This window comes from Bradyrhizobium sp. UFLA05-109 (assembly GCF_054185165.1).
The window spans coordinates 102,930-122,912 of record NZ_JBBIAR010000010.1; the positions used below are offsets into that span (position 1 = coordinate 102,930).

23 protein-coding genes are annotated in these 19,983 nt (G+C 64.4%); 13 read left to right on the forward strand and 10 right to left on the reverse strand.

The genetic code is table 11. From position 1 onward, the window contains the following. The first annotated feature begins 18 nt into the window (after positions 1-18). The 4 genes from Q3C01_RS09540 to Q3C01_RS09555 all read left to right on the forward strand — a co-directional run bounded on the left by Q3C01_RS09540 (position 19) and on the right by Q3C01_RS09555 (position 3,654). Positions 19-720 carry an alpha/beta fold hydrolase gene (locus Q3C01_RS09540; RefSeq protein ID WP_458145062.1) on the forward strand — a complete coding sequence of 234 codons (702 nt, stop codon included), beginning with the start codon at positions 19-21 and terminating at the stop codon, positions 718-720. 107 nt (positions 721-827) lie between these two features. Further along, positions 828-1,682 carry an alpha/beta fold hydrolase gene (locus tag Q3C01_RS09545; protein ID WP_458145063.1) on the forward strand — a complete coding sequence of 285 codons (855 nt, stop codon included), beginning with the start codon at positions 828-830 and terminating at the stop codon, positions 1,680-1,682. A gap of 112 nt (positions 1,683-1,794) precedes the next feature. Next, on the forward strand, positions 1,795-2,565 hold the full coding sequence (locus Q3C01_RS09550) for an SDR family oxidoreductase (protein ID WP_458145064.1): 771 nt from the start codon (positions 1,795-1,797) through the stop codon (positions 2,563-2,565). Positions 2,566-2,898: 333 nt separating this feature from the next. Further along, on the forward strand, positions 2,899-3,654 hold the full coding sequence (locus tag Q3C01_RS09555; protein WP_458145065.1) for an SDR family oxidoreductase: 756 nt from the start codon (positions 2,899-2,901) through the stop codon (positions 3,652-3,654). 9 nt (positions 3,655-3,663) lie between these two features. Here Q3C01_RS09555 and Q3C01_RS09560 read toward each other — a convergent pair whose 3' ends face one another. Next, a complete protein-coding gene (locus tag Q3C01_RS09560; protein ID WP_458145066.1) occupies positions 3,664-4,638 on the reverse strand; it encodes a LysR family transcriptional regulator in 975 nt (324 codons plus the stop codon). 87 nt (positions 4,639-4,725) lie between these two features. Here Q3C01_RS09560 and Q3C01_RS09565 point away from each other — a divergent pair, with 87 nt between their 5' ends. Then, positions 4,726-5,556, forward strand: coding sequence for a class I SAM-dependent methyltransferase (locus Q3C01_RS09565; RefSeq protein WP_458145067.1), 831 nt, complete (start codon positions 4,726-4,728; stop codon positions 5,554-5,556). Positions 5,557-5,567: 11 nt separating this feature from the next. Then, the gene (locus Q3C01_RS09570) at positions 5,568-6,080 is read left to right on the forward strand and encodes a hypothetical protein (RefSeq protein WP_458145068.1); all 513 of its coding nucleotides are present in this window, start codon (positions 5,568-5,570) and stop codon (positions 6,078-6,080) included. Between the two features lie 34 nt (positions 6,081-6,114). Here the strand turns inward: Q3C01_RS09570 and Q3C01_RS09575 are convergent, their stop codons facing one another. The 3 genes from Q3C01_RS09575 to Q3C01_RS09585 form a co-directional block, all read right to left on the reverse strand. Beyond that, positions 6,115-6,513 (reverse strand): MAPEG family protein, encoded by a 399-nt coding sequence (locus Q3C01_RS09575; RefSeq protein ID WP_458145069.1) that lies wholly within the window; start codon positions 6,511-6,513, stop codon positions 6,115-6,117. A gap of 236 nt (positions 6,514-6,749) precedes the next feature. Then, the gene (locus Q3C01_RS09580; RefSeq protein WP_458145070.1) at positions 6,750-7,637 is read right to left on the reverse strand and encodes an alpha/beta fold hydrolase; all 888 of its coding nucleotides are present in this window, start codon (positions 7,635-7,637) and stop codon (positions 6,750-6,752) included. Positions 7,638-7,800: 163 nt separating this feature from the next. Beyond that, on the reverse strand, positions 7,801-8,142 hold the full coding sequence (locus tag Q3C01_RS09585; protein ID WP_458145071.1) for a hypothetical protein: 342 nt from the start codon (positions 8,140-8,142) through the stop codon (positions 7,801-7,803). Between the two features lie 179 nt (positions 8,143-8,321). Between Q3C01_RS09585 and Q3C01_RS09590 the strand changes: the two genes are divergently transcribed. Continuing rightward, on the forward strand, positions 8,322-9,542 hold the full coding sequence (locus tag Q3C01_RS09590) for an MFS transporter (protein ID WP_458145072.1): 1,221 nt from the start codon (positions 8,322-8,324) through the stop codon (positions 9,540-9,542). Positions 9,543-9,564: 22 nt separating this feature from the next. On the opposite strand, the gene Q3C01_RS09595 is transcribed toward Q3C01_RS09590, so the two are convergent. The 4 genes from Q3C01_RS09595 to Q3C01_RS09610 form a co-directional block, all read right to left on the reverse strand. Then, the gene (locus tag Q3C01_RS09595) at positions 9,565-9,951 is read right to left on the reverse strand and encodes an ester cyclase (protein ID WP_458145073.1); all 387 of its coding nucleotides are present in this window, start codon (positions 9,949-9,951) and stop codon (positions 9,565-9,567) included. Positions 9,952-10,008: 57 nt separating this feature from the next. Then, positions 10,009-10,881 (reverse strand): bifunctional helix-turn-helix transcriptional regulator/GNAT family N-acetyltransferase, encoded by an 873-nt coding sequence (locus tag Q3C01_RS09600; protein WP_458145074.1) that lies wholly within the window; start codon positions 10,879-10,881, stop codon positions 10,009-10,011. 64 nt (positions 10,882-10,945) lie between these two features. Continuing rightward, positions 10,946-11,185 carry a cupin domain-containing protein gene (locus tag Q3C01_RS09605; RefSeq protein WP_458145075.1) on the reverse strand — a complete coding sequence of 80 codons (240 nt, stop codon included), beginning with the start codon at positions 11,183-11,185 and terminating at the stop codon, positions 10,946-10,948. Positions 11,186-11,266: 81 nt separating this feature from the next. Next, complete coding sequence (locus tag Q3C01_RS09610) at positions 11,267-11,668, reverse strand: Ohr family peroxiredoxin (RefSeq protein WP_458145076.1); 402 nt, start codon at positions 11,666-11,668, stop codon at positions 11,267-11,269. A 147-nt stretch (positions 11,669-11,815) separates the two neighbouring features. On the opposite strand from Q3C01_RS09610, the gene Q3C01_RS09615 reads away from it, so the two are divergent. Beyond that, positions 11,816-12,274 carry a MarR family winged helix-turn-helix transcriptional regulator gene (locus Q3C01_RS09615; RefSeq protein WP_458145077.1) on the forward strand — a complete coding sequence of 153 codons (459 nt, stop codon included), beginning with the start codon at positions 11,816-11,818 and terminating at the stop codon, positions 12,272-12,274. Positions 12,275-12,300: 26 nt separating this feature from the next. Here the strand turns inward: Q3C01_RS09615 and Q3C01_RS09620 are convergent, their stop codons facing one another. Then, positions 12,301-12,984: a VOC family protein gene (locus Q3C01_RS09620; RefSeq protein WP_458145078.1), complete on the reverse strand. Its 684-nt coding sequence runs from the start codon at positions 12,982-12,984 to the stop codon at positions 12,301-12,303. Between the two features lie 206 nt (positions 12,985-13,190). On the opposite strand from Q3C01_RS09620, the gene Q3C01_RS09625 reads away from it, so the two are divergent. Together Q3C01_RS09625 and Q3C01_RS09630 are read left to right on the forward strand one after the other, a co-directional pair. Further along, entirely contained in the window at positions 13,191-13,826 is a 636-nt protein-coding gene (locus Q3C01_RS09625; protein WP_458145079.1) for a PadR family transcriptional regulator, read from the forward strand. A gap of 12 nt (positions 13,827-13,838) precedes the next feature. Continuing rightward, the gene (locus tag Q3C01_RS09630) at positions 13,839-14,486 is read left to right on the forward strand and encodes an O-methyltransferase (protein WP_458145080.1); all 648 of its coding nucleotides are present in this window, start codon (positions 13,839-13,841) and stop codon (positions 14,484-14,486) included. 149 nt (positions 14,487-14,635) lie between these two features. Here the strand turns inward: Q3C01_RS09630 and Q3C01_RS09635 are convergent, their stop codons facing one another. After that, positions 14,636-14,989 (reverse strand): MmcQ/YjbR family DNA-binding protein, encoded by a 354-nt coding sequence (locus Q3C01_RS09635; RefSeq protein ID WP_458145081.1) that lies wholly within the window; start codon positions 14,987-14,989, stop codon positions 14,636-14,638. Between the two features lie 147 nt (positions 14,990-15,136). Here Q3C01_RS09635 and Q3C01_RS09640 point away from each other — a divergent pair, with 147 nt between their 5' ends. From Q3C01_RS09640 to Q3C01_RS09650, 3 genes are all read left to right on the forward strand, one after another. After that, a complete protein-coding gene (locus tag Q3C01_RS09640) occupies positions 15,137-16,300 on the forward strand; it encodes an MFS transporter (protein WP_458145082.1) in 1,164 nt (387 codons plus the stop codon). Between the two features lie 119 nt (positions 16,301-16,419). Next, positions 16,420-18,060, forward strand: coding sequence for an acetolactate synthase large subunit (locus tag Q3C01_RS09645; RefSeq protein WP_458145136.1), 1,641 nt, complete (start codon positions 16,420-16,422; stop codon positions 18,058-18,060). A 111-nt stretch (positions 18,061-18,171) separates the two neighbouring features. Next, positions 18,172-19,974, forward strand: coding sequence for a chloride channel protein (locus Q3C01_RS09650; RefSeq protein ID WP_458145083.1), 1,803 nt, complete (start codon positions 18,172-18,174; stop codon positions 19,972-19,974). Positions 19,975-19,983: the final 9 nt, after the last annotated feature.

A 19,983-nucleotide genomic window follows, 5' to 3' on the forward strand; every position in this document is an offset into this window, starting at 1 on the left:
CCCCGGAGGAGAGCGGCGATGTTGGCGAACGAAGTGACGGTTGTGCTGGTCCATGGCGCCTGGGCTGACGGATCGAGTTGGGCCAAGGTCATCCAGCTATTGGCGGCCGAGGGCACCAGGGCCGTCGCGGCGCCGCTGCCGCTCACATCGTTCCGCGATGATGTGGCGGCGCTTGATCGGATCCTCGAGCGTGTAACGGGGCCGGTGGTTCTCGCAGGCCATGCCTATGCGGGGGCCGTGATCGGGGCGACGCGGAATGAGAGGGTGAGGGCGCTGGTCTATGTCGCAGCGCTTGCGCCGGACGAGGGCGAAACGGTCGCCGAAATGTTCTATCGCGCGGAACCGCACCCGCAGGCACCTAAGCTAGCGCCGGACCATCACGGCCTGATCTATTTGCCCGATGAAGCCTTTGCCGCCGCTTTCGCCCAGCGGGCGTCAGCCGAGGAGTTGACGCTCCTGACCGCGGTTCAGCGACCGATCTCGCCAGCCTGCATCACCGTCGCGGTCGATCGGCCGCTGTGGAAGGATCGCCCCTCGTGGTTCCTGGTTGCGGAGCAGGACCGGATGATCGCTGCGGAGACCCAGCGTTTCATGGCGGCGCGCATGAAGGCGCGCGTGCGAGCGCATCAGGTCGATCACACTCCCATCGTCACCGCGCCCGGGCTCGCGGTGGACATCATTCGCGAAGCCGTGCGCGATGCGGCCGCACTTGCGCGCTGAGATCAGAAACGTCGCCCCGCCAGGCACGAAGAATGGTTAGCGCCAGGCGGCGAGCGAACGTAACCTTTAATGTGGTAAAATACAGGTTACCAAACAGGAGCACCGCAATGTCTACCATCACCTATCGCACTGCCGACGTCGACGGCTGGAAGATCTTCTATCGTGAAGCCGGGCGTGCGGATGCGCCGACGCTGCTGCTGCTGCACGGCTTCCCGAGCGCGGGCCACATGTTCCGCGATCTCATCCCGCTGCTCGCCGATCGCTTTCACATCGTGGCCCCCGATCTGCCCGGCTTCGGGCAGTCGGACACGTCGGCGCGCGGCATGTTCGCCACCACCTTCGATCATATTGCCGAGGTCATCGATCGCTTCACCGAGGTGATCGGCCTAAAGCGCTTTGCGATCTATGTCTTCGACTACGGTGCGCCCACGGGCTTTCGGATCGCTGCAAAACACCCCGAGCGCATCACGGCGATCATCTCGCAGAACGGCAACGCCTATGAGGAAGGCTTGAGCGACGGCTGGAATCCGATCCGCGCCTATTGGCAGGATGCGTCGGAGCAAAACCGGCAGGCGTTGCGCGCCTTCCTCAAGCCGGAGACGACGATCTGGCAATACACGCATGGCGTTCCCGACGTGACCAGGATTTCGCCGGACGGCTATTCGCTCGACAACTACTATCTCTCGCGGCCCGGCGCCGACGAGGTGCAGCTCGATCTGTTCGGCGACTACAAGAGCAACGTTGCGCTGTACCCGGCCTTCCAGAATTATTTTCGCACCCATAAGCCGCCGTTCCTGGCGGTGTGGGGCAAGAACGATCCGTTCTTCCTGCCGGCAGGGGCGGAGGCATTCAAGCGCGACATACCGAATGCAACGGTGCGTTTCCTCGACACCGGCCATTTCGCGCTGGAGACCCACGCCGCCGAGATCGCAGCCGCCATCCGCGACTTCCTTGCCCGCTGACTTCGCAACCGCGCCTGCCTCGCAAGTGCCAAGCGTCATGGAGGCCGATGAGGCGCGCGGAAAAATGGTCGTGGTCCGCGACTCACACTGAAATGTTCGATGGAGGATACAGATGTCGAAATCAGTCGCTCTCATCACCGGCGCCAGTCAGGGCATTGGCAAGGCTACGGCAATCCGGCTCGCGCGTGACTTCTCCGCGCTAACCCTGGTGGCGCGCAGCCGTACCAGTCTGCAGCAGACCGCCGAAGCGGTGAGGGCGGTCGGCGCGGAGGCGCTGGTCGTCGATGCCGATCTGAGCCAGCCGTCGGCGGCGCAGATGGTGGTGGACAAGACACTCGAGGCGTTTGGCCGCCTCGACGTGCTGCTCAACATCGCCGGCGCCGTGCCGCAGATCGACCTGTTCGAGATGACGGACGAGCAATGGGAGGCTGGCCTCGCCTTGAAGCTGCACGGTGCGCGACGGCTGACGATTGCGGCGTGGCCGGCGCTCAAGGAGGCAAAGGGCTCGGTGGTGCTGATGTCGGGCAACTCGGCCCTGTTTCCGAAGGCGCCTTATGCGGCGGTCGGCACCATCAATGCCGCCATCGTTGCGCTGGCAAAGGCGTTTTCGGATCGCGGCATCGCCGATGGCGTGCAAGTCAACAGCGTCCTGCCCGGACCGGTCATGACGGGCCGCCGCCGCTCCTATCTCCAGCACTGGGCCCCGCTGCACGACATGACCGTGGAGGAGGCAACCGCCAACTTCCCGAAGGAAGCCGGCATCGCCCGCTATGGCGAGCCGGAGGAAATTGCCGAGTTGATGGCGTTCCTGGTTTCGCCGGGCGCGCGCTGGATGACCGGCTCGACGCTTCGCATGGACGGCGGTGAGGTGAAGTCGATCTGACGCAAAGGCTACTCGTCGAACAAAATACTTGTCAGTGGTGCTGACCCCTGACAGAGCGCGATGAGATCGAGTTGGCTGGATGATGCCATCGTGCCGGTGATTTGCCCGACGTGTCAAATCGCTTCCCGACATCGTCAGGCGACGCACCGGCAGCCGGGCTACTTTGCATGGGGTTGTTTTCGAGCTTTTTGGAACCTCGTCCCGAGACCCGCGATCACATCTGAGGGTGCGCGGCAAAATGCGACATCAAACGGTCTGGTGCGTGCTGCAAGATGCACCGCATTGAGGCCCGGATCCTCAATTGCACCAAATCGTCACGATGGAGGGACCTCCATGAAGATCGTCGTCATCGGCGGCACCGGCCTGATCGGCTCGAAAGTGGTCGCCATTCTGCGCCAGGGTGGCCACGACGTCGTCGCCGCCTCGCTCAAGAGCGGCGTCAACGTCATCACCGGCGAAGGGGTCAAGGACGCCATGACCGGTGCACGGGTCGTGGTCGATCTCGCCAATTCGCCCTCGTTCGAGGACAAGGCCGTGCTGGAGTTCTTTGAGGTTGCCGGCCGCAATGTGCTCGCGGCGGAGGCCGCAGCCGACGTCCGGCACCATGTCGCTCTGTCCATCGTCGGAACCGACCGGACACAAGAGAACGGCTATTTCCGCGCGAAGGTCGCCCAGGAAAAGCTGATCGTGGCCTCCGGCATCCCCTACACCATCGTTCGCGCGACCCAGTTCATGGAATTTCTCGGCGCCATCGCCGCATCGAGTGCGCAAGGAAATACGCTCAGGGTTTCACCCGGCCTGTTTCAGCCGATTGCGGCCGACGATGTCGCGAGGTCCGTTGCCGGCGTGGCGCTCGAACCGCCGCGAAACGGCATAGTCGAGATCGCCGGCCCGGATCGCGCACCGTTCGACGAAATCGTTGCCCGCTATCTGAAGGCGACCGATGACCCGCGTGCGGTCGTGCGCGATCCAGAGGCACGATATTTTGGCGGCAAGGTCGAGCAGCATTCGCTGGTGCCGCTGGGCGAAGCGCGCCTCGGCCGCATTGGTCTCGACGAATGGCTCCGGCAGGCGCGCACGAAGGCCTGAGCGTTGCCCTCAAGGGCCTCTTGCACGCTTGGGCGTGCGTGAAGTCTCGGCGTTCTTCGCGCCTCGCGGCGCATCGGCGCTGCGGAATTTGACGTGCTCGATGAACGCGCGCAATTTTGGCAGGACCTGACGTTTCCCCGGATAGTACAGAAAGACTCCAGGTCCCGTGACGGCAAAGGGCGCGAGCAGCGCTTGCAACCGGCCGTCGGCAATTGGGGCTCGGGCGAGGGGGGCGGGCACCTGCGCAAGGCCGACACCCTGGATTGCCGCACCCAGCAGCGAGACATAGTCGTGCGCGATGAGTGGCCCCGAGACGATTGCCTCGATTGATTTGTTGCCGTCCACGAAAGGCCAGGGCGCGATCGATCCGTTCGCGCGGCGCAGGCGGAGGCAAGCGTGCTCGCGAAGATCGTCGATGCGCTGCGGCCGCTTGCGCCCGCTAAGATAGTCGGGGCTGCCGACGACCATGAACGGGAACGGCTGCGTCAGCCTCACGGCGATCATATCCGGCGCGATGAGCTGGCCGAGACGGATACCGGCATCGAAGCCGCCTGCGGCAAGATCGACCATCTCCTCGCTTGCCGCGATCTCCACCTCGATCTCGGGATAGGCCTGGCAGAAGGCCGCGATCACCGGATCGAGGATCAGCGGCACGACCGAGCGGGGAACGGCGAGGCGCAGCAACCCGGCCGGTCGCTGCCCGAGGTCGCGCGCAGCCTCGCTGGCGGCGACGAGCTCCTCGAAGGCAGGTTTGGCGCGTGACAGGAATCGTTCGCCGGCTTCGGTCAGTCCGACGCTGCGCGTCGTGCGCGCGAACAGCGCGGCACCAATGCGCGCCTCGAGTGTGCGCACGGCCTGGCTGACCGCCGACGGGGTCACCCCGAGTTCGGCGGCCGCACGATGAAAATTGCGGTGTTGGGCAACGACGAGGAACGCCTCCACGCCGTCGAGCGCGCTCTGCCTGACTGTGAAGTTCTGCTTCATAGCCTGTCGAGATTATCGCGGATAGTCGCTGGCTGGAAGCGGTCCTACGTATGCGGCGAGACTTGAAGCCTTTATGGAGTCCTGCAAATGACCGATGTCCTTGATGGCGTGCGCGACCACTATGCGGCGAACGGCCTGACCGAGCGGCTGAAGACGGCGCTCACCGTCCTTGGGCCGGAGGATCAGCGGCTCGCGCCGCAGCAACTGGGAGCCCTCGACCAATTCCACACCCGCGGCCTCGCGGCCACCGCCGAGCTCGCCAGGCTCGCTGGAATTACGGCCGAGATGTCGGTTCTCGATGTCGGCGCGGGTGTCGGCGGGCCGGCGCGCTTTCTCGCGTCGACTTATGGCTGCCGGGTGACCGGCGTCGATCTCAGCCAGCCGTTCGTTGATGCAGCGCGCTATCTGACCGGACGCACCGAACAAAGCGAGCGCGTGTCGTTCGAGACGGCCAGCGCGTTCGCGGTGCCGTTCGACAACGGCCGCTTCGACGTGGCGTGGCTCCAGCATGTCGCCATGAACATTCCGGACCGGGCGCAGCTCTATCGTGAGATCCGGCGCGTGCTGAAGGCGGGCGGCAGGTTTGCGACTTACGACGTCGTCTTGGCCGCCGGCGAGCCGCTCTATCCGGTGCCGTGGGCGCGAACGCCGGCGACGAGCTTTCTGCTGTCGGCCGCAGCTACGCGCGAGGCGGTCGAGGCAGCCGGCTTTCGCACGCTGGTCTTTCAGGACGACAGCGAGGCCGCCAAGGCCTGGGTCACCCAGCTTCGCGCGTCCGGACCGCCGCCGTCGCCTAATCTCGGCGTGGTGATGGGGCCGGACTTTGCCCAGCTCTCCGCCAATCTCGGACGAAATCTCCTGGAAGGCCGGCTCGGCATTCTGACCGCGGTGTTCGAAGCCATACCCACAGCCGTCTGAGGAGACACCAGATGTCGACCGCAACCATCTTCCAGATTCATCTCGTTCTCGGCTACGTCCCGTGGCTGCTCTGCTTCTTTGCGTATGGCTGGCCCTGGCTCAAATCGATGGAGCCGGTCGAGGCGCAGCGCGTCATCGCCACTCTGCACAGCTTCCGCTTCTTCGGGCTGGTCTTCCTGATCCCCGGCGTGGTCGGGCCGAATCTGCCCGCCGGATTCGCCAGCTTCGCCGCCTATTTCGACTTCGCGACCGGACTTCTGGCGATGCTGGCGCTTCTGACAGTGCGGGTGCCCAAACTCTTCTGGCTGTTCGTCGTTGCCTTTAATCTCGTGGGGGCGGTCGACATCCTCGTCGACTACTATCATGGCAACCAGCTCGGCCTTGCGCCGCTAGCGGGGGAGCTGGGTGCCGTCTACGCGATCCCGATCATCTATGTGCCGCTGCTCATGATCACGCACGTGGCCGCGTTCTATCTGCTGGCGTATCGTCGGGGCCGGCTAGTGTCCGCCGTGGCGGCCGGATAGACGAAATCGAAGGCATTCTTCATCGCCGCGCGCTTCAGTGCGACACGAAGGGCGCGGCTAGAACCGCAAGCATGCCAAAAGCGGCAATGTTCCAGAACAGCGAGCGGATCAGCGGTATCCCGCAGATGTAGAGCGCAGTGTAAGCGATACGCCCGCCGAGATAGGCAAGCGATCCCCAATGGGTGAGCTCGTTGTGAACGCCAGTCGCCTGAGCGGTCAGAACTGCCGCTGCAAAGAAAGGAAATGTCTCCATGTAGTTGCGGAAATTGCGGTCGATCCGCCCGGGGATGGGTTTGAGCGGCGGCATCTCAAGGTCGCGCGGGCTTGCGGCCCATGCGAGCCCATACTGCGCGTTTGCGGCTTGCGCGGCAGCAACAAGCTGGAGGAAACCCCAAACACTCGCCGCCGTCAGCACCATTAGCTCGAAGCTCATTCCCATCCTTTTGTTCTCCTCCAAGATGGCGGCCGGATTTCAGCAGCGTGTCGAATAAAGCGTCGCTGGGCGAAGCGCGCCTCGGGCGCATCGGTTTCGACGAATGGCTCCGACAGGCGCGGACGATAGGCCTGAGTGTTGCCCTTAAGTGCCCTCTTGCACGCTTGGACATGCGGTCGCTGCGCCGCGCGGCGCTCTGGGAGATGCTGTATTTGTACTGTCACGTCTGCAGGTGCTCAGCGCAACGCGGCGCGGATTTCCTCGATCGTCCGGCCGGGCGCCTGAAGGTGAGGGTAGTGACCGATGCCGGGAAGAAGCGTGAGCTCGGCATGGATGCGCTCGGCGAGTTCGATGCCCATTTCCTTCTTGATATAGAGGTCGTCTGCGCCCCACACGACCTTCACTGGCGTTTTGAGCCGCGCCAGATTGGCCTCGAAGAACTCCTGATCGCGGGTGAAGAAGGAATAATAGTGGTAGAAGGCGTCCACACATGTCATCCCGCCGTGGCTCCATGCGCGTGCCATGTCATCTCTGAAATTCTGTGAAATCTCGACATGCGCGTCCTTCGGCAGGCCGCGCCGGAAGGTGTTTTCGAGGATTTCGTCGCGACCCGCGTTCATCGCGGCGCGGACGTGGTCCGAGGCGGGCTTCGACTTCAGCCCCTGCAAGTTCTCCCACATCAGGGCGGGCCGGTTGAAGGGCGCGAAGTCGCCCACGATGAGTGACCCGGCAACGTCGGGCTCATCGAGCGCCAGGAGCAGCACCGGCAGGGCACTGATGTCGGTCGCGTAGATCGTGAGATTCGAGCGATCGATACCTGCCGTTTCGAGATAGTCCTTCAGCACCCGCGCATAATCTCTGGGAGCGTAGGAGAAGCGGTCGACAGTCGGTCGCGACGAAAGTCCGAAGCCGGGCCAGTCGAAGCTGTGGACGTCATGGTTGTCGGCGAGGGCTTGCGAGATGTCCTTCCACGCAAGAACCGTTTCAGGAAATCCATGCAGCAGAAGCACGGTCCCGTTGGGATTCGGGCTGCGGACGACCATGCGCCGCAGCGTGATGTCGGGATCGATCACGACAGATCCGATCTCGACCTTGGGCTCCTGCACCTGGGCTTGCTTCGACATGTCGCCATTCCCCGCTCTGGCCGGCTGGTAGCGATCGACGTATGATCTCCAACAATACTATAGGAGCCCGACTCGGCGAAACCCGATCGTCCGAGGGTGCCCAAGGCGAGGTTGCTCTACCTGTTCCATCTCAAGTTCGTCTTGCCGCTCATCGAGCGCGTCATCACGAGATGCGACGTGCTCGCCGTCGTGCGACGTTCAGCACGGATGCCAGGAGCACGAGCGCTTCGGACGTGGCAATGGCCTCAAAGACCACAAAATCGCGGTCGTGGTAGTCGACGGCTGATCCGTCCCGGAGCTGGCCGGAGATCAGCGTGACCCAGAGCGGGCCCGAGACGAGCGCCGAGGAGAGGGCGAGGATCAGTGTGATCCGACTGGCGGTGAGGCTCCGCGGCGCATTGCTGGCGAAAAGACTGTAGATCAGGAACGGAATGGCGCCGATCACGAGCAGGAAGCCAAGCGGCGGCCCCAGTACCGCCCAGAGAAAATACCAATCTGCGCCCACTCTTACCGGCTCCTTGGGAAAGCGTGGGCAAGGAAGCACGATTGGAACGCGCACGCCAACAGCGCCCACGCGGCTTATCCCGCCAATCCTGATATTTTTCCGACAAGCGGGCGAGGCCTGTCGACTTCCGCTGTTCCCATTCGTCTTCCACCCAGAGAAACCCTTTCGGGAGACCTGGGATGAACAATTCTCACTATCGCTGGGTGATCGTCGCCGCCGGCGGCCTGCTTGGCTGTGTGGCGATCGGCGGCATGTTTTCGTTGCCGGTATTCCTGCAGCCGATCGCAAAGGACACCGGGTGGTCCGTGACGGGCATCTCCAGCGCGATGACGATCGGCTTTCTCGCGATGGCCTTCACCAGCATGGCATGGGGCACGCTGACTGACCGGTTCGGCCCGCTGCCGGTGGTGCTGACGGGATCGGTGGTGCTGACCTTGAGCCTGTTTCTCGCGAGCCACGCGACCTCACTGATCGCGTTCCAATTCATCTTTGGCCTCCTGGTCGGCGCATCCTGCGCGGCGATTTTCGCGCCGATGATGGCGACAGTGACCGGCTGGTTCGACACCCACCGCAGCCTTGCGGTCTCGCTGGTGTCGGCCGGCATGGGCATGGCGCCGATGACGATGGCACCGTTCGCTGCCTGGCTCGTCTCCAGTCATGATTGGCGCATCTCGATGCAGCTCGTTGCGCTCGTGGTCGGCGCCATCATGATCCCGGTCTCGCTGCTGGTGCGCCGCCCGCCGGCGCTGGCGAACCCGCAGGCTGCAACGTCCGAAGCGGGCGCGCCGCAGGCCGAGATGTCGCTGTCGGAGGCGCTGCGCTCGCCGCAATTCCTGATCCTGGTTGCGACCAACTTCTTCTGCTGCGCGACGCACTCCGGCCCGATCATCCACACCGTCAGCTATGCCGTGAGTTGCGGCATTCCGCTGATCTCGGCGGTGACGATCTACAGCGTCGAAGGGTTTGCGGGCATGGGCGGCCGGATCGCCTTCGGTCTCATGGGCGATCGCTTCGGCGCCAAGCGGGTGCTGGTCTCGGGCCTGCTTGCGCAAGCCTTCGGCGCGCTCGCTTACGTCTTCGCGCACCAGCTCACGACATTCTACGCGGTCGCCGCAGTGTTCGGTTTCATCTATGCCGGCACCATGCCGCTCTACGCCTCGCTTGCCCGCGACAACTTTCCGCTGCGCATGATGGGCACGGTGATCGGCGGCACGGCGATGGCCGGCAGCCTCGGCATGGCGACCGGCCCGCTCGCCGGCGGCCTGATCTACGACGCGTTCTCGAGCTACGCCTGGCTCTATATCGGCTCCTGGGCAATGGGCCTCGGCGCGTTCTTGATGGCGATGACGTTCCGGCCATTTGCCAAGAGGGAGGCTGAGCCCGCGCCGGTAGCCGCATGATTGGGCCGGCCGAGGCGCAGCCCTAAAGCTGCGCCTCGATCGCGGCCTTGTCGATCACCGACCAGACCTGCCAAATCTTGTTGCTCTGGAATTCGTAGAAGACGTTCTCGCAGAAGGATACGCGCTTGCCGTTGACGTCGAGCCCAAGAAAAGTCCCCACCGGCGTGCAATCGAATCTCAGTTGGCAGGCGATGCGGGGCGGATCGCAGATCAGCAGTTCGATATTGAAATGCAGATCCGGAATCCCGCGAAAGTCCTGCTCCAGCATCGCGCGGTAGCCGGCGAGCCCGAGCGCCTTCGCATTGTGGGAGACGTCGTCGTGAACGAACTGTCCGAGCGCCGGCCAATCCTGCCGGTTCAGGCAGGCGATGTAGCTGCGGTAGACGTCGGCGAGGTCGACGCGGGTCATGGCGGTGCTCCTGCGGCTTCAACGATAACGCAGAAGGAGCTGGATTCGGCGGTCCGCTCAGAGGTGCTTTTCGAAGAACAAATCCGGGTAGGGGTCGTCGTTGAAGCGCGGGATCTCGCTCCAGCCGGTCCTGCGGTAGAGCTGGCCCGCTTCCGGCAGCGCGCTGTTGGTGTCGAGCCGCAGCACGGTGATGCCGAGCTCGCGCGCAGCGCTCTCGGCGGCTTCCATCAGGCGTCGGCCGAGCCCCAGACCGCGCGCGGACGGGGAGACCCACAGCCGCTTGATCTCCGCATAGCCGTGCTCCGTTCCCTTCAACCCGACGCAGCCGAGCGGCAAGCCGTCGGACATCGCGACGATGAACGTGCCGCGCGGTCGGACCATGTCCTTGGCATCGGGATCGCGCGACAGCTTGACGTCGAAGCCCTGTTTGAAGCGGCGTCCGAGCTCGGCATAGTACTCGCCGAGGCAATAGCGCGCCTCGTCGCCGCGCGGGTTCATTTCCATCAACTCGGTGCGGCCCTGCCCAAGTGCGGAACCGATCATATCCATCGCCGCCAGCAGCGCGTCGGCTTGCGAATGGCTGGAGAGCAGGGCCTCGGCTTGCGCGTTCGACAACGCCTCATATGCATTGTGCTCGCGCCGGCCCCCCCGCGTCAGTCGGGCGACGCGGCGCCGCGCGTCGTCCTCGTGCGGGCTCGTCTCGATCATCCCTTCCTCCTCGAGACTGCGGAGTAGGCGGCTCATCAGGCCGGAGTCGAGGCCGAGATAGTCGCGGATCTCCGCGACGTCCTCGCGCCCATGCCCGATCGCGTTGAGCACGCGCGCGGCGCCCAGGGGCCGGCCGCGGCCAAGGAAGGAGGTATCAAGCGCGCCGACAGCGGACGTGACGGCGCGGTTGAAGCGACGGATACGGGAGATGCGGTCTAGCATATATCTGACTTTAGTCAGATAATTTCCGGGCGTCAATCGGGCAAGCGCCCTCACTTCACCGGCGTCAGCAGCGGCTTGTCCTTTTCGACGATATAGGTCGCAAGCTCGTGGTCTCGCGGCCGACGTTCTTAGCCGCATGGACCGTCTGGACCGCCTCATGGCCGCCGACGCTGAGGTCGTGGCGTCGCAGGTCGGTCCGCGTGACGCCTTGCGGCTGCGCCGCCGCCGGCAGCGTAAGAAGATTTCCGGCGAGCAGGATGGCGCTCGCCAGCATGCGCGTGGTTCTCGAACGACGATGGCTCATGGTCAACTCATTGTGCTTTGTCCGAACCACCGCACCGCGCGGGCCGAGCCTGTGCTCGGCCGCATCGGAGAGGTGCAGGTTTCAGGTGAGGGTGGTGGTCACCTCGATGTTGCCGTGGACTGCCTTGGAGTAGGGGCAGATGCCGTGCGCGGCTTCGATCAGCTCCTGCGCGATCGCGCGGTCGATGCCGGGGACGCTGACGTTGAGGCGCGCGCGGAGGAAGAACGAACCGCCGGCATTGTTGAGGTCGATCTCGGTATCGACTGCGGGCTCGCCCGACAGCTTCACCTTGCGCTGCTGGGCTGCGAGCTGGAGCGCGCCGAGGTAGCAGGCCGACCAAGCTGCGGCGAAGAGATTTTCGGCGGCCGGGTGGGGCTGCGGCAACTTGATGTCGAGAAAGCCGTCAGTGGAGCGCGCAGCGCCTTCGGCGCCAGCGGTGACGTGGGTCTTGCCGGTGAAGAGAAGCTTTGCGGGGGTGGTCATGGCGAAGTCCTTTCGGTGAGATATGTATCGCGTCCGATCTAATCGAATGCGATCTAAATAAATCCGACCGGTCGCGAGGTCAAGCTCTTCCGATTTAATCGGATACGATTTATATTGGTTTGATCATCACGACTTCCGGAGGTTCCTGTGACCCGCTTGCCAAAACCCGCGCCAAATGGCCGAAAACTCTCGAACTTCCTGTGCTTTGCGGTCTATTCGGCCAATCTCGCCTTCGGCCGCGCCTACAAGCCCATCCTTGATGCAGTCGGGCTGACCTACACCCAGTACATCGCCATGGTGGCGCTATCGGAAGAAGACGAGCAGACCGTCAGTGTGCTCGGCGAAAAGCTGTTTCTGGAATCCAACACGCTGACGCCGATCCTGAAGAAGCTGGAGCAGATGGGCTACATTCGCCGCCATCGCGATCCCGCGGATGAGCGGCAGGTCAGGGTGAGCCTGACGCCCTCGGGCAGAAAGCTGCTCGACAAGGATCTCGGCGCGTCCCTGGTTACAGCCTCCGGACTCGGCGACGAATTCCCGGTCGTACAGAAGACCGTGAGCCGGCTGCGCGACAATCTGCTGCGCGCGACGCAGGGCGACGACTAAGCCGCAAACTCCTGCGCCAGTTTCGGTCAATTAGGCAGCGGCTGGCCTGCCTGCTCTTTCACGATGTAGTCGGCGTACCAGTCTGGCCAGTTGTCATCGTGCTTGCCGCCGGTCCGCTTCTCGTGCTCGCCATGAGCCGTGGCCGCGCGCCGCAGCGCGCTTGCGAGCTCGGTTGTCGAATTGAACGTCGTGTCGGCTTCGACCCGACCGGGCAGGCGCGTCGTGATCTCCTGGAGCAACCAGCCATTGCCGTCGGGGTCGCGGAACGAGGCGAAGGAGCGGTAGCTGCCGCGGGCAGGATCCGGGCCGCTGACGCGGCGCGAGCCTGAGATGTAGGGCTCGTCGGGGCCGCTATGCGTCTCGCCGCTGCCGTGAAAGACCTCGCCGACCTCGATGCCGCGGGCAACGAGCGCATCGCGGGCGGCCTCGATGTCGGCGACGATCAAGTACAGGCCCTGCGCGGAGCCGGGCTTGGCCGGCGTGACGTTCCTGCCGAAGATGACTGAGGCATTCGAGCCGGGCGGGGTGAACTGGATCACGCGCCAGTCGTCGCCGGAGGCGAAGTCGGCATCGAGCCGCCAGCCGAGTTTTGCGTAAAACGCCTTGGCGCGATCGACGTCCGATACCGGCACGACGACGATCTCGAGCTTGAAATCGACGCTGCGCAGTTTCGGGGTGCTGGCAGCCTTGCTGTTCTCCGCGGTGGCCATGGGCTCCTCCCGTGATGTCCGTAAAGCGGTCCACGCATCTTGCGCGCCAAATGTGACGGCTTCAGCGATCCGGCGGAGCGACCTGAGCGGCGCATTGTCGCTCACAAACCTGGATTTCCGCGGTTGTGGCCGATCACGAAGACGTGCCTTGCGCCTCTCATCTCAAAACATATCTTACGATATATCCAACATAGGAGACGTAAGATATGTTTCGAGATAAGAATCACGGTCGGCACGACAGGGACGACCGGGAATTCCGTTTCGCATTCGCCATGGGCCGGCATGGTGGGCGGCATCGCTTCGGCCGCGGCGGGCATGGCTTCTTCGGCCGCGGTGGTGGCGCCGACTTTCCAGGTGCGCGGCGACTTTCGTCGCAGGACCTCCAGCTCGTCATCCTCGCGTTGCTCGCCGACCAGCCGGCACACGGCTATGAGCTGATCAAGACGATTGAGGAGCGCTCGGATGGTTTTTACAGCCCGAGCCCCGGCGTGATCTATCCGGCGCTGACCTATCTCGAAGAGGTTGGGCACGCCAGCGTCGAGCAGGACGCCGGCCGCAAGCGCTACAGCATCACCGCGCAGGGCCAGGCTCATCTCGCCGAGCATCGCGCCACCGCAGATGCGATCCTTCAGGCGCTGTCGCGGATCGGACGTCGCATGGACGAGGTGCGCGAGGCCTTTGCCGGCGTCAGCGATCTCGATGGCGATGCCTCCGACGAGCTGCATCGCGCTCGCCATGGCCTCAAGCGCGCGTTGCGTGCCAAGCACGGCTGCGATGCCGATGAGGCAAGGCGCATCGCCAAAATCCTCGACCGTGCGGCGGCCGAGATTCTGCGGAGCTGAGGGAATACGATCATGTCGCAAGATCAACCGCACAGCCCGATCCAGGATGCGCGTGTCAACGCCGTGATCGACCGCATGCAGGCCGCTCGCCACCGTCCACCGGGCGGCGGACCGCGCGGCGGCTTCGGTAGCCGCGATCCGCATGCCTATGCCGAGCAGGGGTTTTCAATTCATCCCGAGCAGGGCGAGCTGATCTACCTGTTGTGCCGGGGCATGCGCGCGACGCGCGTTGCCGAGTTCGCAACGTCCGTCGGCATGTCGACGCTCTATTTCGCGGCCGCCATGCGCGACAATGGCGGAGGCACAGTGATCGGCTCGGAAATCGTGCCGGCCAAGGTCGCAACCGCCCAACGCAATCTCGACGACGCAGGCCTTGGCGCCTACGCCGAGATCCGCGAAGGCGATGCGCGCAAGACGCTGCGCGATCTCGGCGGCCCCGTCGACTTCATCCTGATCGACGGCTGGCCGGGCGAGGAGGGGCCTTCGCTCGCGCGGCAGGTGATCGAGATCGTCGCGCCGCAGCTTCGCATTGGTGGCTACGTCATGAACGACAATGCCGAACCCGATTTCCTCGAGTTCGTCCGCGATCCCAACAACGGCTTCGTCTCGATGACGCTGCCGCTCAAGGGCGGGACGGAGCTCAGCCTGAAGGTGGCGTGACGCCACGGGCGGAGACGTTCTGTAGGGTGGATTAGCGAAGCGTAACCCACCACTTTTCTAACGGCACTGACGAGAAGAGGTGGGTTACGCCTTCGACGAACCCACCCTACCGTCCTTCGCGATGACGAATCTATGGAATCGCACGGTCATCATCCCAGCCGTAACTCATTCCGTGTCTTGCGCGTCAGCTTCGCAACGATGAGCGCGTGCGCCTGGTCGAGATAGGCAGCGAGTTCGGGGTCGGGCAGGGCGTCGTTGTCGACGAGCTGCACCCATTTGGCCCGCGCGAGATACGGAGCAGGCCGTGCAAGACCCTGCTCGATCAGTAGGGCGTAAGCCATGTTCGATGTCTTGAACATGAAGCCACCGGACTGCTCGACGAAGCCGCGCGCGAGCGCGAACATCTTGCCGCCGACCTTGAACACCGAGGTGCCTTCCCACTGCACCACCTTTGTTGCGGCAGGTAGTCGCAGGCAATGGGCTTCGAAGCGTCTGGGAGTCATATCAGGGCAAAAGCGAAAGGAGTGCGGCAAGATCATTGGCCGAGTGCGCGAAGCCCGACAAGCCGAAACTTCCATGGAGCTTCACAGTTTTGCCCGAGGCGCGCATTACCAGCAGCTCTTCGAATCCTCAGCCCTCGCGGAGTTCCCATGCACACGCTGTCAGCCGACCGGCCGGCCACCCGGCTCGCCACACGGCTGTCCTTCCTCGTCGCAGGCTTCGGCATCGCCTGCTGGGCGCCGCTGGTGCCATTTGCCAAGCAACGGCTGGCGGTCGACGACGGCATCCTCGGCCTGCTGCTGCTCTGCCTCGGCATCGGCTCGGTTGCCGCGATGCTGCTGACGGGTGCCTTGAGCGCACGCTACGGCAGCAAGCCGATCATTCTCGCCGGCGGCTTTGGCCTCGCAGTGATCCTGCCGTGGCTCGTCGTCGCGAGCACGCCGGCCGCGCTGGGCCTGGTCCTGTTCGGCTTTGGCGCCGCGCTCGGCTCGATCGACGTCGCCATGAATATTCACGCGGTCGAGGTGGAGCGCGCCGCGCCGCGTCCGCTGATGTCGGGCTTCCATGCGTTGTTCAGCATTGGCGGATTTGCCGGATCGAGCCTGATGACGTTGCTGCTGTCGATCAATCTCGGCCCGCTTGCGAGCACGCTGATCGCGTCGGTCCTGATGCTGGCGGCGATGATCGTGGCCTCGCCGCTGTTGCTGCGCAGCGCACAGGCGCAGGACGGACCTCTGTTCGTCCTGCCGCACGGCATCGTTCTGCTGCTTGCTGCGCTGGCCGCCGTCACCTTCCTCGTCGAAGGCGCCATGCTCGACTGGGGCGCGCTGCTCATCGTCGGCGCGGGCCTCGTGCCGGAGACGCAAGGCGGGCTCGGCTACATGCTGTTCTCGATCGCGATGACTGCGGGCCGGCTCGGCGGCGACGCCGTGGTGGCGCGGGTCGGCGATCGCGCCACGTTGATCGTCGGCAGCCTGTTGGCGATTGCCGGCTTCGTCGTGCTGCTGGTCGCTCCGCTCGACTTCGTCGCCATGGCCGGGTTCGTCCTCATCGGCCTCGGCGCCTCGAACCTCGTACCGGTGCTGTTTCGCCGTGCGGGCTCGCAACAGGCCATGCCCACGGGACTTGCCGTCGCTGCGATCACCACCGCGGGTTACGCGGGCGTTCTGGTCGGGCCTGCCGGTGTTGGCTTCGTGGCGCGGGTCGCGAGTCTGCCGGTCGCTTTTGCGATGCTCGGCGCGCTCCTGTGCCTCGTCACACTATCGGCAGGTGTCGTGACATCGGGCGACCGATCAGGCGGACGCAGCCGCTAGCGCGGCGCCCCGCATTGTGAGTTGAGTTGTCATCACGGACGGCTACCATGCCATTCAAGTTTTCCGGCGAAATGCCGGAGACATTGTTGAGGGGAGACCACATGGGCGGCCAGGCGCGGATGGTGAAGGGATCGGATCTTTTTGTCGCCGCCCTCGAGAACGAGGGCGTCGACCGCATCTTCGGCGTCCCCGGCGAGGAAAATCTCGACTTGGTCGAGTCCTTGCGCAACTCCAAGATCGAATTGATCCTGACCCGCCACGAGCAGGCTGCAGCCTTCATGGCCGCAACCCATGGACGGTTGACGGGCAAGCCCGGAGTCTGTCTCTCCACGCTCGGCCCGGGCGCGCTCAACCTGTCGACGGGAGCGGCCTATGCGCATCTCGGCGCGATGCCGATGATCATGATCACCGGTCAGAAAGCGATCATGAGCAGCCGACAGGCGCGCTTTCAGATCGTCGATGTCGTCGCGAGCATGAAGCCACTCACAAAACTGGCGCGCCAGATCGTCAGCGCGTCGAGCATTCCGACCGTGGTCCGCGACGCCTTCCGCGTTGCGATGGAGGAGCGGCCGGGGCCTGTGCATCTCGAACTCCCCGAGGACGTCGCGGGCGAGGAGGTGGCGTCCGTGCCGGTGGTCCCGGTACATCCGATCGAGATTCCCGTCGCCCATCGGGCCGCACTCGACCGCGCCGCCGAGATGATCCTGGCGGCGAAACGCCCGCTGGTCATGATGGGCGCGGCGACCAGCCGGCCACGGTCGACCCACGGCATCGCGAACTTCGTGCGGCGGACGCAGATTCCGTTCTTCACCACCCAAATGGGCAAGGGCACCGTCCCTGGCGGTACCAATCTCTATATGGGTACCGCGGCACTGTCCGAGCGTGATTATGTCCACGAGGCCATCGACGCTGCCGACCTGATCATCGCGATCGGTCACGATGCGATCGAGAAGCCACCTTTTATCATGGGGCCGTCGGGCCCGAAGGTGATCCACGTCAGCTACACGCCGGCGAGCGTCGAGCAGGTCTATTTCCCCGATGCGGAGGTCGTCGGCGACGTCGGGCCGAGCCTCGAATTGCTGGCCGACCGCCTCGAAGGCCGGCTGCCGGATGCCGGCGCGCTGTTACCGCTGCGCGAGCAGATTCTTGAGCATATCGCCGATCGCGCGACTGAATCGCGCTGGCCGCCGACACCGCAACGTATCGTGCACGACATCCGACAGGTGATGCCGGAGAACGGCATCGTCGCGCTCGACAACGGCATGTATAAGATCTGGTTCGCACGCAACTACCGCACCAGAGTAGCCAACACGCTGCTGCTCGACAATGCGCTCGCGACGATGGGCGCAGGCCTGCCCTCGGCGATGATGGCCGCGATGCTGTATCCCGAACGCCGCGTGCTCGCGGTTGCCGGCGACGGCGGCTTCATGATGAACAGCCAGGAGATGGAGACCGCCGTCCGGCTCAAGCTCAACCTGGTCGTGCTGATCCTTGAGGACAACGCCTACGGCATGATCCGGTGGAAGCAGGCGGTCGATCATTTTGCCGATTTCGGCCTGACGTTCGGCAATCCCGATTTCGTCCTGTATGCGAAATCCTATGGCGCCAAGGGCCATCGCATCGAGACGATCGACAGTTTCGTACCGACGCTCGATGCCGCCTTCGGGGAGGGCGGCGTGCACCTGATCTCGATCCCGATCGACTATTCGGAGAACGTACGGGTGCTTGTCGATGAGCTCAGGGCCCGCGACAAGCGGTAGTTTTCCCGAGCCATGTCCGAATGGCGCCAGGTCATGCCAGCCATTCCCTTGATATATATCGCATCACGATATATTGGCGTGGCGTTGGAAATCCTCCCAAAAAGAGCAGTCATGCGCCAGACCCTCGACATAGCCCGCGGGCTCCCGCGTCATCGCGGCAAGCCCGGAGATTTCACGGCGGACGCCCGTGTGCTGGTGCTGATCGGCATGGCCTTGGTTGTCGGTAGCTTCGGGGCGGCGGCCGCATGGGTGCTCTTGAAGCTGATTGCCTTGGTGACGAACCTCATCTGGTTCGGCCATGTCAGCACAGAGAGCGTCTCGCTGGCGAACGCCCGGCCAGGGCTGTGGATGGTGCTGGCGCCCGCGCTCGGCGGTCTCGCGATCGGGCTGATGGCGCGTTTCGGCTCCGAGAAGATCCGCGGCCATGGCATTCCCGAAGCCATCGAGGCGATCCTGATCGGCGGCAGCCGGATGCAGCCGAAAGTGGCGATCCTGAAGCCGCTGTCGTCGGCCATTTCGATCGGCAGCGGCGGCCCGTTCGGCGCCGAAGGTCCGATCATCATGACCGGCGGCGCGATCGGCTCGATCTTCGCCCAGTGCTTCCACCTCACGGCTGCCGAGCGCAAGACGCTGCTGGTCGCCGGTGCCGCCGCAGGCATGACGGCGATCTTCGGCACGCCGATTGCGGCGGTGCTGCTTGCGGTCGAGCTCCTGTTGTTCGAATGGAAGCCGCGCAGCTTCCTCCCCGTGGTAACGGGCGCGGTCGTTTCGGCAGCGTGGCGTCCCCTGTTGTTTGGGACGGGCCCGCTGTTTCCCTTCGCGGAGCGGCTGGATCTGCCGTGGTGGGGACTTGCGGTCGCGATTGGCGTCGGGATCGTTGCCGGCCTCCAGTCCGGACTGATGACGCGGCTGCTCTACGCGGCCGAGGATCTGTTCGACCATGTGCCGTTGCACTGGATGTGGTGGCCGATGCTGGGCGGCCTCGTGGTCGGGCTCGGCGGTCTCATCGATCCGCGCGCGCTCGGTGTCGGCTACGACGTCATCGCCGATCTCCTCTCGGGCCACATGATGTGCGATGAAGCGATCAGGATATTGCTCGTGAAGTCCGTGATCTGGGTCGTTGCGCTGGCCTCCGGAACGTCGGGCGGCGTGCTGGCGCCGCTCCTTATTCTCGGTGGAACCGCCGGGTGGCTGGAGGGGCAGATGCTGCTTGGCGGCGGGTCGTTCTGGGCACTGGTCGGCATGGCCGCGATGATGGGCGGCACGATGCGCTCGCCGCTGACAGGCGTGATGTTTGCGGTCGAACTGACCGGTAATCACGAGATGCTGTTGCCGCTGCTGGCTGCGACCGGCGCGGCGCACGCCGTGACGGTGCTGCTGCTCAAGCGCTCGATCCTCACTGAGAAGATCGCGCGCCGCGGCCAGCACATCACGCGCGAATACACCGTCGACCCGTTCGAACTGTTGCGGGTTGCCGACGTCATGGTGAAGAGCGTCGACACCCTGCCGGTCGACATGCCTGTCGACGCGGCAGTCAAGCTCTTCACGTCGGAGGAGCGGCGCCATAAGTCCTATCCCGTCGTGGCCGCGAATGGCCGTCTTGTCGGAATGGTGACGCGGGCCGACGTGTTGCGCTGGCGCACGGAGGGCGATCACCAGGCCGCGACAGTCGACGACGTCGTCTCGGATACTTCGGCGGTGGTCGCCTATCCCGATGAAGTGCTCGGACGTGTCGCCGATCTCATGGTCTCCTCGGATCTCGGCCGCATCCCGGTCGTCGATCGCGAGGCGCATCGCGTGGTTGGCCTCGTCGCGCGCAAGGACTTGTTGCGCATTCGCGCTGTCGTCAATGCCCAGGAGGAGGATCGCAGCGCCTATTTCCCGCGCGAAAAGGTGCTTGTACCGATGGGCTAGATCGCGGAA